The 14441-nt window shown below is 29.3% G+C and carries 15 protein-coding genes; 13 read left to right on the forward strand and 2 right to left on the reverse strand.

All coding sequences use genetic code 11. The annotated features are described in order from the left end of the window. The first annotated feature begins 179 nt into the window (after positions 1–179). Together PZA12_RS08300 and PZA12_RS08305 are read left to right on the forward strand one after the other, a co-directional pair. The gene (locus tag PZA12_RS08300; RefSeq protein ID WP_078115168.1) at positions 180–1703 is read left to right on the forward strand and encodes a DHA2 family efflux MFS transporter permease subunit; all 1524 of its coding nucleotides are present in this window, start codon (positions 180–182) and stop codon (positions 1701–1703) included. 160 nt (positions 1704–1863) lie between these two features. Then, positions 1864–2328 carry an HPP family protein gene (locus PZA12_RS08305; protein WP_078115169.1) on the forward strand — a complete coding sequence of 155 codons (465 nt, stop codon included), beginning with the start codon at positions 1864–1866 and terminating at the stop codon, positions 2326–2328. A gap of 155 nt (positions 2329–2483) precedes the next feature. Here PZA12_RS08305 and PZA12_RS08310 read toward each other — a convergent pair whose 3' ends face one another. Both PZA12_RS08310 and PZA12_RS08315 read right to left on the reverse strand, forming a co-directional pair. Continuing rightward, entirely contained in the window at positions 2484–3755 is a 1272-nt protein-coding gene (locus PZA12_RS08310; RefSeq protein ID WP_078115170.1) for a cation:dicarboxylate symporter family transporter, read from the reverse strand. Between the two features lie 383 nt (positions 3756–4138). After that, positions 4139–4498, reverse strand: coding sequence for a DUF5658 family protein (locus PZA12_RS08315; protein WP_078115171.1), 360 nt, complete (start codon positions 4496–4498; stop codon positions 4139–4141). Between the two features lie 307 nt (positions 4499–4805). On the opposite strand from PZA12_RS08315, the gene PZA12_RS08320 reads away from it, so the two are divergent. From PZA12_RS08320 to PZA12_RS08370, 11 genes are all read left to right on the forward strand, one after another. Beyond that, entirely contained in the window at positions 4806–5420 is a 615-nt protein-coding gene (locus PZA12_RS08320) for a DUF488 family protein (protein ID WP_078115172.1), read from the forward strand. A gap of 63 nt (positions 5421–5483) precedes the next feature. Further along, positions 5484–5981, forward strand: coding sequence for a L,D-transpeptidase (locus PZA12_RS08325; RefSeq protein WP_078115173.1), 498 nt, complete (start codon positions 5484–5486; stop codon positions 5979–5981). A 625-nt stretch (positions 5982–6606) separates the two neighbouring features. Beyond that, complete coding sequence (locus PZA12_RS08330; RefSeq protein ID WP_077841719.1) at positions 6607–7476, forward strand: radical SAM/SPASM domain-containing protein; 870 nt, start codon at positions 6607–6609, stop codon at positions 7474–7476. Positions 7477–7492: 16 nt separating this feature from the next. After that, positions 7493–8227, forward strand: coding sequence for a hypothetical protein (locus PZA12_RS08335; protein WP_078115174.1), 735 nt, complete (start codon positions 7493–7495; stop codon positions 8225–8227). Between the two features lie 119 nt (positions 8228–8346). Further along, positions 8347–8916 (forward strand): hypothetical protein, encoded by a 570-nt coding sequence (locus tag PZA12_RS08340; RefSeq protein WP_077841717.1) that lies wholly within the window; start codon positions 8347–8349, stop codon positions 8914–8916. Positions 8917–9121: 205 nt separating this feature from the next. Further along, positions 9122–9718, forward strand: a complete 597-nt coding sequence (gene ruvA / locus PZA12_RS08345; protein WP_078115175.1) for a Holliday junction branch migration protein RuvA — start codon at positions 9122–9124, stop codon at positions 9716–9718. Between the two features lie 65 nt (positions 9719–9783). Then, positions 9784–10827, forward strand: a complete 1044-nt coding sequence (gene ruvB / locus PZA12_RS08350) for a Holliday junction branch migration DNA helicase RuvB (RefSeq protein ID WP_077841715.1) — start codon at positions 9784–9786, stop codon at positions 10825–10827. Between the two features lie 132 nt (positions 10828–10959). Further along, on the forward strand, positions 10960–11985 hold the full coding sequence (gene queA, locus PZA12_RS08355) for a tRNA preQ1(34) S-adenosylmethionine ribosyltransferase-isomerase QueA (RefSeq protein WP_077841714.1): 1026 nt from the start codon (positions 10960–10962) through the stop codon (positions 11983–11985). 193 nt (positions 11986–12178) lie between these two features. Beyond that, positions 12179–13315, forward strand: coding sequence for a tRNA guanosine(34) transglycosylase Tgt (gene tgt / locus PZA12_RS08360; protein ID WP_077841713.1), 1137 nt, complete (start codon positions 12179–12181; stop codon positions 13313–13315). A gap of 163 nt (positions 13316–13478) precedes the next feature. Beyond that, entirely contained in the window at positions 13479–13757 is a 279-nt protein-coding gene (yajC, locus tag PZA12_RS08365) for a preprotein translocase subunit YajC (RefSeq protein WP_017208831.1), read from the forward strand. A gap of 51 nt (positions 13758–13808) precedes the next feature. Beyond that, complete coding sequence (locus PZA12_RS08370; protein ID WP_011968863.1) at positions 13809–14177, forward strand: TIGR04086 family membrane protein; 369 nt, start codon at positions 13809–13811, stop codon at positions 14175–14177. The last annotated feature ends 264 nt before the right edge of the window (positions 14178–14441 follow it).

A 14441-nucleotide genomic window follows, 5' to 3' on the forward strand; every position in this document is an offset into this window, starting at 1 on the left:
TATACTTAAATAAGTTTCATGGTGTAACTTACATTTTCGAAATCGTAGATATGATAAAAAGTCATAAATTAATGCGAAGAGACGTATAAGGAAGTTGAAGTAACTTAGATACAGGAGTATGTAAATGTTTTAGCTTATTTAATGCCTAGTAATATGTTAAATAATGAGGTGAGCAAAGAATGAAAGATAGTAGTAATGAACAGGCAAATCCATGGTTAGCAATGATAGTTATCATAATTGGTACATTTATGTCGGTACTAAGTAGTAGTATAATTAATGTTGCATTAACTAAAATGATGTCTGTATTTGGAGTAGGATTGGATGATGTGAAGTGGGTGATGACAGCTTATACATTAGCACTTGGAGCAATTATTCCTTTAACAGGATATCTTCAAGATATTTTTGGTGCTAAAAAAGTATACATAGTTGCATTGGCAATTTTTACGATGGGGTCCGCGCTATGCGGATTTGCATGGAGCAATTCTAGTATGATAGCATTTCGTGTATTTCAAGCTATTGGAGGAGGGATGATGCAGCCTGTTGGGATGAGTATAATATATTCTGTATTTCCAAGAAAAAAGATAGGACTTGCACTTGGGGTTTATGGAATAGCAGCTATGGCAGCACCTGCCATAGGACCAACTCTTGGTGGACTGATTATAGAAAAAATGGATTGGAGGCTAATTTTTACTGTAAATATCCCAATAGGAATAATAGGAGTATTGTTGGGTATGATTATTTTAAAAGGCCAACCGATGAAACCATTTAAGGCATTTGATATAGTAGGATTTTTATCATCTACAGTAGGTTTAGTAAGTTTGTTATATGTACTTGGAAAGGGATCCTCAATTGATTGGGGTGATATGATAAATCCAATGTTAGTAGCGTTGGGGAGTTTAAGTCTCATATTATTTGTGATTAATGAGCTTACACATCCAGACCCACTATTAGATCTGAGAGTTCTCAAACTATTTGATTTTAGTATGAGCTTAGTTATAATAACTGTATTAACTATAGGATTAATGGGAGGGTCATATGTATTGCCTTTATTTCTGCAGAATGTAAGGGGATATACCGCTATGCAGGCGGGACTTATTATGTTTCCATCAGCACTAGTTATGGGGGCATTAATGCCATTAAGCGGAACGCTTTATGATAAATTCGGAGCTAAACCTGTAGTTATACCAGGTCTTATTATATTAGCACTAGCTACATTTAAGCTGTCAACAGCTATAAATATGAATTCTAGCAAAGAATCAATAATATTTATTAACTGTATAAGATCTATTGGATTGGGAATAGCCATGATGCCTATTAGCACTGCCGGTATGAATGTAGTAAAAGGCGAAATGATTCCGAGAGCATCAGCATTGAATAGCACTATAAGACAGGTGGCAAGTTCTCTTGCTGTAACTATAATGACAGTAATAATACAATCGAAAACAAGCTATAATTATTCAAAACTTGCAGAGCAAATAAATATTTATAATAAAACAGCAGTAGGAACTATAAATTCACTAACAAAATCATATATGTATGAAGGTTTTCCGCAAGAAACTTCTAAAGTTATGGCACTATCTCAATTGGCAAAAATTATTCAAGGACAAGCATCTGTAGATGCTATGGCATATTCTATTTCGGTAACTGGAGCTATAGCTGTTGTTGCTATATTTTTAACATTATTTATGAGAACTAGAAGATAATATAAAAAATTAAATCATGATAGAGGAATGTGTTATTTAATAATAGATATATATAAATTAAAAAGATATTAATATAAAAATAATATAAAATTTTACTAATGAATTTAATAGATAAATAAGAAAATACTTATAAATTAAATTGAGTAAAGGGGATAGAATAATGAAAGTAAAGGATTTTATGATTACTGATGTAATTTCCGCAAGTAAAGAAAATACTATTAAAGATGTAATGAAGATATTAGTCACAAATAAAATAGGCGGAGTACCAATAGTAGATAACAAGGGAATACTTTCGGGTATTGTAAGTGATGGGGATATAATAAGAAGCATAAATCCTAAGGAAGGAAAAATGTATGATTTTATTTCATATGTATTTTATCTTAAAAGGGAAGAATTAGAAGAAGAGATTGGACTGATAAAGGATACTAATATCATGACTATTGCAAAATGTAAAGATATTTGCTGTGTTCTTCCAGAAGATACTATGGAAAAGGTTTTGTCTATTTTCTCAAAACATAACTTTAAAAAGATACCTGTTATAGATAAAGATAGAAGAGTAGTTGGGGTTATTAGTAGAGGCGATGTAATTAGATATATACAGAAAAAGATTATAGATAAGTTGTAGATAATAGAAAAAGAACTTATCTAATATAATTATATATTAAGATAAGTATAAATAAATATAACAATTGATCTAGAATAATAGGATATAGAAATAAAAAGGTGATTGTTCATTTAGAAAATAATTTCTAAATGAACAGTCACCTTTTTGTTGTAGAATTAAGCCGCTTTTTTTATGGATTCTACATATTCTTTACCCTTTATAGAATTATACTTTCCTTCCCATTTTGATACAACAACAACTGCTAGAGAATTACCTAATACATTCACAACAGTTCTAGCCATGTCAAGTATACGATCTATTCCAGCTATAAAAGCTAGGCCTTCGGCTGGAATTCCAACAGAACCAAGAGTGGCTAGTAAAACTACAAAAGATACTCCTGGCACACCTGCTATACCTTTTGAAGTAAGCATCAATACAAGCATTAAATTAATTTGAGCTGGTATTGATAAATTAATACCATATAATTGTGCAATAAATATTGCAGCAATAGCTTGGTAAAGAGTAGAACCATCTAGATTAAAAGAATAACCTGTTGGTACTACAAAGGTTGCAATAGCTTTAGGACATCCGAATTTCTCCATTTTCTCCATGATTTTAGGTAAAACTGTTTCTGAGCTTGCTGTGCTATAAGCAAGTATAAGTTCGTCTTTTAAAATTCTTATGATTGAAAAGATACTTGTCCCAACTAATTTTGCAATTAGTCCAAATATTAGTAGTATAAATAAAATCATTGAACCATAAGTTGTAACTATTAGTTTTCCAAGTGGAATTAAAGATGAAAGTCCAAACTTAGAAACTGTCACACCAATTAAAGCAAATACTCCAAAAGGAGCTGTCTTCATTATTTGATTTGTTACCCAAAACATTGCATCAGCCGTTCCTTGAGCAAACTGTATAACAGGTTTCCCTTTTTCACCAATTGCAGCAACTCCTAGACCGAACATAACAGAAAAGAAAATGACTGAAAGCATATCTCCCCTTGTAAGTGAATCAAAAATATTAGTGGGAACAATATTTATAAATGTATCAGCAAAGCTATGATGCGATACATTTTCTGCAGTGCTTACATAAGCATCGATGCTAGATTTAGCAAGCTCTTGCATATTTATTCCTGTACCTGGATGAAATACATTAGCTATTAAAAGTCCTAATACAATAGCAATAGTTGTTACTACTTCAAAATAAAGAAGAGTTTTTCCTCCAAGTCTTCCAACCTGCTTAATATCTCCTGCTCCAGCAATACCAACTATAAGAGATGAAAAGACGATTGGAACTACAATCATTTTGATTAGACGAATAAAAATATCTCCAATAGGCTTTAAATATGCCTCAACAGCTGGATTTCCATAAAAAAATCCACCTACTATAATTCCAAGTATAAGTCCTGCAAGAATTTGTAATGCTAGACCAAATTTAATTTTCTTCATAGTAAATTCTCCTTCCTTAGTTTAAAATTTGAATAAAAATAATATTAAATATGACACTATTATCATTTCGAGTTGCAAATTATTATGATAACTTAGCAACATTTTGAATTATAACATAAAAAATGAATTTTGTCTCTAGGAAAAATTCATTTTTAAAAATAAAGAATATATCTTTTTCTTGTTGTTCAATTAATTGAAAATATTACTAGTTATTAATTATATTTTTAATAAACTTAATATGGGGCATTTACGAAAAATTAGCTTTTAATAATAACAGAAAAGCGCGAAGATAAATGGGTTAGGATAGAAACTTGAACATATTAATTAATATAATAAATTTATATTTAAAAAATTAGATACTGATTTTCAAAAGAGTTAGCAAATCAAAATATGAAAATAAACATAGGTAATAATGCAAACCAGATAATATGAAATGTGTTTATTAGACCGTAGAATATGATGATTCCATTAATAAAGTAGTTACAGTACTTTAGTTGTTTATTCGTTGCATCTTTCATTCTAAAATATATGAATACGAGAAGAACTGCAGGAGCTAATATTTTTAATAAAAAACTTATAGTTGGACTTTTTACTACTTCTAACATGAAAATATTTGCTTCTACGTAAAAACCAGTATTTAAGAGTAAAATAGTAAATATTATGTCTGTTACATTCAGAATATATAGAGCTAAAAATTTTATTTTTATATTTTTAAGAGAATAGTTTCTTATAAAAGTAATCATTAAAACACCTCCATTTAGTGATTATTACCACAATGAAGATATAGTATAAGTTTTATTAATTACAGGTAGATGTATATTTTTTATTAGAACGTATATTTTAAAATGTATTATTATAGACATGTTCTTATTTTCTAATTAGATTTTATGTTACTATATTTTTATAGCTAGGATTTAAAATATCAAAAAATTAAAAGAGCTGTGGAGAAGATACAAGTAAGGGTTATACTAAGAGAATTTTACGGAAAGAGCAAGGTATAATTACAGAAAAAGAAAAAATAATATAATATAAAGAGAGGAGTTCAAGTAAATGGACATATACACAATAGGACATTCTAACTATCCTGTAGAGAAATTAATAGACATGCTAAAGACTTATAATATTGATACTGTTGTAGATATAAGAGGAACTCCGTATTCGAAATATAATGTTCAATATAATAAGGAAACAATAGCTGAAACTTTAAAAAAAGAAGGATTTATATACATATATATGGCTAAAGAACTTGCGGCTCAAAGGCAAGATAAAAAGTCTTATAATAAGGAAGGATATTCTGATTTTGAAAAGGTAATTATAGAAGAAGATTTTTTAATAGGAATTGAGAGATTAAAAACAGGATGTCAGAAAGGTTATAATATTGCACTTCTTGGAGCTATGCAGGATCCTATAAGGTGTCATAGGAGTATATTAGTTGGAAGATCATTAAGGGAAAACGGATTTAATGTTAAGCACATTTTGGATGACTATACTTTGGCGTCTCAAGAAAAAATAGAAGAGAAACTTTTAAGTAAATACTTCAGCAATAGGAATCAGATTACTATAGATAGCTTACTTGGTAATGAAATTAGCGAGGTTGAAATGATTAAGGAAGGTTATCGACTAGCAAATAAAGAAATTGGATATAGAGTGGAGCATTTAGAATAATAGAAATCAAAATTAATGCATAATACATATATTAATATGTATTACTAAATTAGGATTTTAATTATGAAAAAAATTTTATCTAAAGTATTAAGAGGCATTAGGATTAAAAAAAATGGCATTAGAGCAGATGTGTCGGGTGACCGTATTAGCTCTGCAGATTATGTAAACTCTAAGAATTATTCTAGTGAAACCAACTACTTGATTTGGGTGGATACTGGAAGCTTTAAAGTGAATATTTTTAAAGGAAGTACAAATAAGTGGAACCTAATTCATAGTTATTTGTGCACTTTGGGAAAAGCCTCAACACCCACACCTAAAGGAACTTATAAAGTTGGAATAAAGGGACTGTATTTTGGCGTAAATAAGGGATACAAGTGTTGGTATTATACACAGTTTAAAGGAAATTATTTATTTCATTCGATAATCTATAATTTGAATGGATCAGTTAGGGATGGAAGGTTAGGTATGAAGCTATCAGATGGGTGCATAAGGTTAGCCAAAGAAAATGCTAAGTGGATTTATGACAATATACCTAGGGGAACTAAAGTAGTTATAAATTAACTTTCATTTATATATTTGGATAGATGAATACTTTAAAAGTTAAAAGAATAATTATATAAAATTACATTTAGTAATTAAACGTAAAAGAAAATATATTGCATTAAATCTAGTATATGGATTTTATTATAAAAAATACAATTATTCAGAAAATTCAAAAAACTATTGCAATTAATAATAAAATGAGATATAATTAAATCAAGATAAAGGTTTAATTTATCTTAGTGTACTGACACTTCAATCCGGCAGAAGAGTATATCTCAAGAGATACACAGTTGGTGACGGGCAACGGAAAAATCCCGGAAGCAATGTACGACAGACGGTCGTACCCAGTTGGCGGACAACGTTAAAATCAGTAACTAAGAAAGAGCAAGTGAAGTTAGTAAGATTCACTTGCTCTTTGTCTTTTATAAAGATAATAATTGATTATTATAATTAAAATGTTTAATATAAGTTGATTCATATATCCATCTAAATTTTATATTAGATTTAGGTGGAATTTTTATTGTAAAATAATTTTAAGAAAGTAGTGATTTTCTTGCAAAGGTGGGGATTAAAATATATACTAGTTTGAGAAATAAAATATACTTTATTTTTATCTAAATGTATTGATTGGAGTAATAATTAAATGAAGAAATTTAAAAAGATTTATATAGAGATAACAAATGTGTGTAATTTAAGTTGTAATTTTTGTCCTAAAACAAATAGGGAACTTAAGTTTATGGATAAGAAAAGTTTTCAACATATCGTAAATAGTGTGAAATCACATACTGATTATGTATATTTTCATCTAATGGGAGAACCATTTTTAAATGAAAATATAAAGAGTTTTTTGGATATAAGTAATGAAAATTCATTAAAGGTTAATATAACTACTAATGGAACTTTAATAAGTGAAGTTAAGGATGTATTACTTAGTTCAAATGCTTTAAGGCAAGTTAATATTTCCCTTCATAGCTTTGAAGCGAATGAGGGACAGGTTGACTTTAGTAAATATATAGATAATATAATTGAATTTGTTAAAGAAGCCAGTGAAAAAACTAATATAATTACTGCGTTAAGGTTGTGGAATTTAGATACAAAGTATACTGCTAGTAATAGCATGAATATTGATATTTTTGAATTTCTTGAACAAAGTTTTGATATAAAATCCAGTTTGAGAGAAAGTTTGAAGGAAAAAAATAGTTTTAAATTAAAAAATAATGTATATCTTAGTATGGGAGAGAAATTTAAGTGGCCATCATTGCAAGTTGAGGAGTTAGGAGAAAGAGTCTTCTGCTATGGACTTAGAGATCAAGTGGGAATATTAGTAGATGGAACAGTAGTGCCTTGTTGTTTAGATAGTGATGGCAGCATAGCACTTGGTAATATCTTTGATAATACATTAGAAGAAATTTTAAGTTCAAAAAGAGCTAAAGACATATATAATGGTTTTTCCGGAAGAAAGGCAGTAGAAGAATTATGTAAGAAATGTGGCTTTATAAATAGAGTAAGATAGTGGGGGCGTTGTTAAAATGGAAACAGCAATTAAGTCAGTGGGTATTTTTTTATTGATATATTTTTCGTATTACTATGTATTAAGATTTATACAATCGGTTTTTCAAGGAGCACTGAGTAGTATAAATGCAGGAGTGGCTAAATTTATATATGCGTTAAGTACACCAGCTCATGAACTTGCACATTTATTGGTTGCAATTTTATGCCTTGCTAAAATAGAACAAGTACAACTTTTGCCAAAAGGAAACAGACCAGGATTTATAAGGTCAAGGGTTGGAAGCAGTATGCCATTTTTAATTAGCATTAAGGAATTTCTTATAGCTATAGCACCTGTCATAATAAATATACCATTATTCATATTTATAGAGAGTAAATTCGTATTAAAAGATAAAGTTGCTGATATATCTAGGATACTAGATCCGAGAATAATATTGAGTAAAGAAGGTATAATAACTATATTTTTATTTTTAGTGCTAATAAGTGGAATAGCACCAAGTCATGAAGATTTTAAGGGAATGATAAAAGGACTTATAATTCTTAGTGCAGTTATATTCGGATTATCATTTTTAACTTCAATGTTTTTAGATATGAAGTGGATGAATGCAAAGCCAATATTAACAGTACTATTATATTATATTGAATTAATAATATTCGTGTTGATAATAAATGCTATTATACATTATAGGAATTGTTTCAAAATAACATGGATTATACTAATAAGTGCCATAAAACATGCTTTTAGAAAAAGTTGATAGATAATCGCTCCTAAATAGTAAATCCTTTATAAAGATTCTTAATTTATACATTTGGAAGAATATTTTTGTATAAATATAGAAATAATGGCTATACTCCTTGATAAGGAGTGATTATTATGGTAAATAAAAAGAAATTATTCATAGGTATGACATTAGCATTAGCACTTATATTTTCTATAACATATTATTTTTCGGAAAAGTATATAAGTAACAAAAATGCTAAAAATAATCCTGTATCATCAAGTGAAATAAATAATAAATTAAATGATAATATAAAAATTTATTTATATGCAGGTGAAAAGAAAGAAAAAGAATTAACATTGTCAGAGTTAAAGAAAGAGTTAAATATAGATAAGAATTTAACAGAAACGGAATTATCAAAGGCATTAAAAGATAAGGGATATGTTTTAGAAGTAGAATCTAATGGAGAAATGACTTATAAAAGAGATGCTTCTAAAGCTGTAAAACCTAATAAATATTATATTGGAGAAAAAGATGGCTTTTTAGCTATATATAAAACTGATGATAATGGAACTTTATCAATTGAAAACAGCGAAGATGTGTATACTAATAGCAAAAAAGTAGATAAATTAAGTGAGATAGATAAAGACAAAATTAAGAATTTTGAGCTTGAATATAATTCAAAAGACGATGCAGAAGAAAGCTTGTCAGAATTTTTATCATAATGGAAATTCTGATAGGTAAATTTTAATTGATAAAAGGCATGTTAGTAATTTAATACTTACATGCCTTTTATTAATTAAAAAATACATTGTTGAAAGATTTGGCTGAAAATGATAAAGTATAAGTTAGGTTTTAATAATGTAGAAATTAGTTTTTTAGCTAAATTTTAAATATAGTTATAGATATAGAAAAGTTGGTGTGAAATAGATGTACGAATATATAAAAGGTAAATATATTGGAATAAATAAAGATTATGTAATAGTAGAGAATAGCGGTATAGGCTACAAGATATTTACATCAGGTGCTACAATGTCCTCTATGCCAAAGAATGGAGAGGAGATTATGCTTTACCTTGAGCAAATAGTAAGGGAAGATTTTATTGGATTATATGGATTTGATTCAAAGGAAGAGCTAGAGATGTTTAAGCTTCTTTTAACAGTAAGTGGAGTTGGACCAAAAGCAGCATTATCTTTATTATCTATAAGCAGAGTTAATAATTTAAAATATGCAATAATGATTGGCGATGAGAAACACATCTGTAGAGGTGTGGGAATAGGGAAAAAAACAGCAGCTAGAATTATTTTAGAGATCAAAGATAAACTAAAGCCAGATGAATTATTGGATAGTAGTGTGGAAATTCATACTAAGGATAATGAGAATGTTATGGCATTATCAGAAGCTTTAAGCGCGTTAATTGCGCTAGGGTATAGCGAGAAGGAAGCAGAATCAGTACTTAAAAAGATAGATAAGAATGACAGTGTAGAAAATATCATTAAAAATGCATTAAAGGCGTTAATGGGATAAAACTTCTAAGACATAAGTAGCAAAAAATTATACATATATGACTCATAAGAAAAGGGGGAGGTTTTTTGGAAAGAATAGTTAATCCATCTGAGATGCAAGAAGACTTTAATTCTGAACTTAGTTTAAGACCTCAAAAAATAAATGAATATATAGGACAAGATAAAGTAAAAGAGCGATTAGATATTTTTATTAAAGCTGCAAAAAATAGAAAAGAAGCATTAGATCATACACTTTTATATGGACCACCTGGACTTGGAAAAACTACTTTAGCTAATATTATAGCAAAAGAAATGGGTGGGGATTTAAAAATTACTTCTGGACCAGCAATAGAAAGAGCAGGAGATTTAGCAGCGATATTAACAACACTAAAAGATTATGATGTTTTATTTATAGATGAAATACATAGGTTAAATAGAAATGTTGAGGAAATATTATATCCTGCTATGGAGGATTATGCTTTAGATATAGTTATAGGAAAAGGTGCTACAGCGAAATCTATAAGAATTGATCTTCCCAAATTTACACTAATTGGAGCAACAACAAGGATTGGAATGCTTACATCTCCACTTAGAGATAGATTTGGTGTGCTTTGTGCCATGGAATATTATACAGATGAAGAACTTAAAGAGATAGTAAGTAGAAGCGCTTTAGTTTTTGGGTGTACAATTACTGAAGAAGGAGCTTTGGAAATTGCTAAGAGATCTAGAGGAACACCTAGAATTGCCAATAGGCTATTAAAAAGAGTTAGGGATTATTCAGAAGTAAAATCTAATAAGCTAGTATCATTAAAAGAGGCTAGAGAGGCTTTAGAATTATTGGAAGTTGATAATCAGGGATTTGATAAAGTTGATAATAAAATACTTGAAGCTATTATTGATAATTTTAACGGGGGACCTGTTGGAATTGAAACACTTTCCTATTTTATAGGTGAGGAATTGGGAACTATAGAAGACGTATATGAACCATACTTGCTTCAAAAAGGCTTTATAATAAGAACACCAAGAGGAAGAATAGCTAGTGATAAGGCCTATGAACATCTTGGAAGAGTAAATACTTCAAAAAACAAAAGTAATAATGGGAAAGTACAAGGTAGCTTTTTTGATAAATAGAGATTAAGTAGTGATTTATTAATAAGCACTTTAAAATTGAGTTCTGAACAACTGATATAGTTTCTCAAAAGTTTAACTTCGTTAGAAGTGTCAATAATAAGAATAAGCTGTTAGTTAGGAGAAGATAAATAAATGAACGTAAAAGATTTTGATTTTTACTTACCAGAAGAGTTGATAGCTCAACATCCGTTGGAACAAAGAGATTCATCAAGACTTATGGTTTTAGATAAGAAAACTGGTGAAATTAAGCATAAGAGATTTCATGATATTATAGAATACTTAAATGAAGGAGATACTTTAGTATTAAATAATACGAGAGTAATGCCAGCAAGATTGATTGGAGAAAAGGAAGGTACGGGCGGAAAAATTGAGTTCCTTCTACTTAAAAGAATTGAAAAGGATAAATGGGAGTGTCTAGCAAAGCCAGGTAAATCCGCAAAGGTTGGTAGAAAATTTACATTTGGAGAAGGTAAGTTAAAAGCAGAAGTAGTTGAAGTGAAGGAAAATGGAAATAGAATAGTTGAATTTTTCTATGATGGAATATTCGAGGAAGTTCTAGATTCGCTTGGGGAGATGCCTTTGCCACCATATATTCATGAGAGATTAGAAGATAGGGAAAGGTATCAAACAGTGTATTCTAAAGAAAATGGTTCTGCTGCAGCACCTACTGCGGGATTACATTTTACAAAAGAGTTGCTGCAAGAAATAAAGAATAAAGGAATTAACATAGTATATTTAACATTACATGTTGGACTTGGAACTTTTAGACCTGTAAAAGTTGAATCTCTAGAGGAGCATGAAATGCATTCAGAGTTTTATATGCTTTCAAAAGAAAGTGCAGATATAATAAACGAAACTAAAAAAAGAGGAAATGCGGTTATATCTGTTGGAACAACTTCAACAAGGACATTAGAAACTATTGGCGATGAAAATGGATTTGTTAAGGAACAAAGTGGATGGACTAATATATTTATTTATCCTGGATATAAATTTAAAGTAGTGGATAAGTTAATTACAAACTTCCATTTACCAGAATCTACTTTGATAATGCTTGTTTCAACTTTAGCAGGAAGAGAAAATGTTATGAATGCATATGAAGAAGCAGTAAATGAAAAATATAGATTTTTCTCATTTGGAGATGCTATGTTTATTAAATAAAAGTTTTGATTACATTGATGAGGTGACATAGTCAAGTGTTTCAATATAAAATGGGATGAATTAGAAAATAGATATTGATTTTATAATTCAGCTAACAACTAAATGGAAGTTAGTTTCTTTAAAGAATCTCAGAGTTGCTCAGTAAACAAAGGTAGCTGAGTTTCGTAAAAATATAATTAAGAGGTGAACGCTTGTGAGTAAAAGGTATACTTTATTAAAAAAGGATGGAAAAGCAAGGAGAGGGCAGTTTGAAACTCCTCATGGAACTATACAAACTCCAGTATTCATGAATGTTGGAACATTAGCAGCTATAAAAGGTGCAGTTTCTAGCATGGATTTAAAGGAGATAGGATGCCAGGTTGAACTTTCTAATACATATCATCTTCACTTAAGACCAAGTGATAAAGTAGTTAAAAAACTTGGAGGATTACATAAATTTATGAATTGGGATAGGCCAATTCTCACAGATTCAGGTGGATTTCAAGTATTTTCGTTAGCTAAGATGAGGAAAATAAAAGAGGAAGGCGTGTATTTTAATTCACATATAGACGGAAAGAAAATATTTATGGGACCAGAAGAATCAATGCAAATTCAAAGTAATTTGGCATCTACAATAGCAATGGCTTTTGATGAATGTATTGAAAATCCAGCACCTAGAGAATACGTGGAAAGATCAGTAGAAAGAACTACAAGATGGCTTGAAAGATGTAAAATTGAAATGGATAGATTAAATTCTATGCCAGATACAATAAATAAGGAACAAATGCTATTTGGAATAAATCAGGGTGGAGTTTATGAAGATATAAGAATAAAGCACGCTGAAGAAATAACTAAGATGGATCTAGATGGATATGCCATAGGTGGGCTTGCTGTTGGAGAAACTCATGAAGAAATGTATAGAGTGATAGATGCAGTTGTGCCACATTTGCCAGAAGATAAACCTATATATTTAATGGGAGTAGGTACACCTAGCAATATATTGGAAGCAGTCGACAGAGGTGTGGATTTCTTTGATTGCGTACTTCCAGCCAGAAATGGGAGACACGGAAATGTATTTTGTAGTGAAGGCAAGCTTAATCTTATGAATGCTAAATATGAACTTGATGATAGACCTATTGATGAAGGTTGCGAATGTCCAACGTGCAAGAATTATACAAGAGCATATATAAGACATTTATTTAAAGCAAAGGAAATGCTTGCGATGAGATTATGTGTTTTACATAACTTGTATTTTTATAATAAGCTAATGAAAGATATAAGAGATGCAATTGAAGGCGGTTATTTCAAGCAATTTAAGGAAGAAAAATTAGCACAATGGGAAGGCAGATAATTGAAAATGATTATTTATGAATTTGGATAGGATGTAGATCTTTACACAATTTCTAAATGAACATGAGTAACAAAAGTAGGTTTATATTGACATTAAAGTAAATAAAATGTAAACTACATATCATGAATAGAAAAAAATATAATAAACACATTGGAGGAAGAGTATGGATAATATGTTAGCGTTACTTACGAGCGTAGTGCCTTATTTACTTGTATTTGTGATATTTTTTTTCCTTCTTATATTACCTGAAAAGAAGAGAAAAAAGAAATATCAAGGTATGATTGATGAATTAAAAGTAAATGATGAAATTGTGACAAGAGGTGGAATCATAGGTAAGATTACACATATAGATGAAAAATCAGTTACAATTGAAAGTGGTCCTGCAAAAACTAGGATTAAATTAGAGAAGAGTGGAATATCTCATAAAATAAAGATGGATTAATCATAATGCCCTTTAATATTTCATAAAATGAAGTGTTGGGGGGTGTTTTTGATGGAAAATAGTAAATATTTTAGATCAGTAGTAAAAGGTACTATTGGAACTTTGATTTTAAGCTTCATAGGAGTCACAATTCTATCTTTATTGATGACTAAACTAGTATTTAGTAAAGGTATTTTTAACATGATATATGTAATAATATCTTTATGCAGTTTAAGTTTAGGAGCAATGATAGGAGCAAAGAAAAATGAATCAAAGGGATGGCTTGTAGGCTTTGGAGTAGCACTATCATATTATTTAGTATTGTTTATACTATCTAGTAGCTTTAATGGAGAATTAGCATTTAAGCTTTTTGACTTCATTAAATTGATTATAGCACTAGTTGTAGGTACTCTTGCTGGGATGCTAGGGATAAATTTATAAGATACTTCAGCTTTTTAATGACTAACGTTACAAAGATTAAAAGAAGTTATACATATGTGAAATCATTTTTATTTAAATGAAGGTTAAACAGTATTTTATTGTTATATCATACATTAATAAAAAACTTTATTAAGAAATTATAGTGTGCTATAATGAACAATGTGCAACATAAGAATGTAATAATATTTAAAATTAAGAAGTAATAAGTTCTTTAAAATTCAGCTTAAAGACTTTAATTTCTTAATTTTAAATATTAAAGTATTT

The sequence above is a fragment of the Clostridium beijerinckii genome, from assembly GCF_036699995.1.
In the GTDB taxonomy this organism is placed as follows: Bacteria; Bacillota; Clostridia; order Clostridiales; family Clostridiaceae; genus Clostridium; species Clostridium helianthi.

What these genes read in the sequence shown, in the direction of transcription:
- PZA12_RS08300 (WP_078115168.1), top strand. Translation starts at nt 180, where the DNA reads ATGAAAGATAGTAGTAATGAACAGGCAAATCCATGGTTAGCAATGATA.
- PZA12_RS08305 (WP_078115169.1), top strand. Translation starts at nt 1,864, where the DNA reads ATGAAAGTAAAGGATTTTATGATTACTGATGTAATTTCCGCAAGTAAA.
- PZA12_RS08310 (WP_078115170.1), bottom strand. Translation starts at nt 3,755, where the DNA reads ATGAAGAAAATTAAATTTGGTCTAGCATTACAAATTCTTGCAGGACTT.
- PZA12_RS08315 (WP_078115171.1), bottom strand. Translation starts at nt 4,498, where the DNA reads ATGATTACTTTTATAAGAAACTATTCTCTTAAAAATATAAAAATAAAA.
- PZA12_RS08320 (WP_078115172.1), top strand. Translation starts at nt 4,806, where the DNA reads ATGGACATATACACAATAGGACATTCTAACTATCCTGTAGAGAAATTA.
- PZA12_RS08325 (WP_078115173.1), top strand. Translation starts at nt 5,484, where the DNA reads ATGAAAAAAATTTTATCTAAAGTATTAAGAGGCATTAGGATTAAAAAA.
- PZA12_RS08330 (WP_077841719.1), top strand. Translation starts at nt 6,607, where the DNA reads ATGAAGAAATTTAAAAAGATTTATATAGAGATAACAAATGTGTGTAAT.
- PZA12_RS08335 (WP_078115174.1), top strand. Translation starts at nt 7,493, where the DNA reads ATGGAAACAGCAATTAAGTCAGTGGGTATTTTTTTATTGATATATTTT.
- PZA12_RS08340 (WP_077841717.1), top strand. Translation starts at nt 8,347, where the DNA reads ATGGTAAATAAAAAGAAATTATTCATAGGTATGACATTAGCATTAGCA.
- ruvA (WP_078115175.1), top strand. Translation starts at nt 9,122, where the DNA reads ATGTACGAATATATAAAAGGTAAATATATTGGAATAAATAAAGATTAT.
- queA (WP_077841714.1), top strand. Translation starts at nt 10,960, where the DNA reads ATGAACGTAAAAGATTTTGATTTTTACTTACCAGAAGAGTTGATAGCT.
- yajC (WP_017208831.1), top strand. Translation starts at nt 13,479, where the DNA reads ATGGATAATATGTTAGCGTTACTTACGAGCGTAGTGCCTTATTTACTT.
- PZA12_RS08370 (WP_011968863.1), top strand. Translation starts at nt 13,809, where the DNA reads ATGGAAAATAGTAAATATTTTAGATCAGTAGTAAAAGGTACTATTGGA.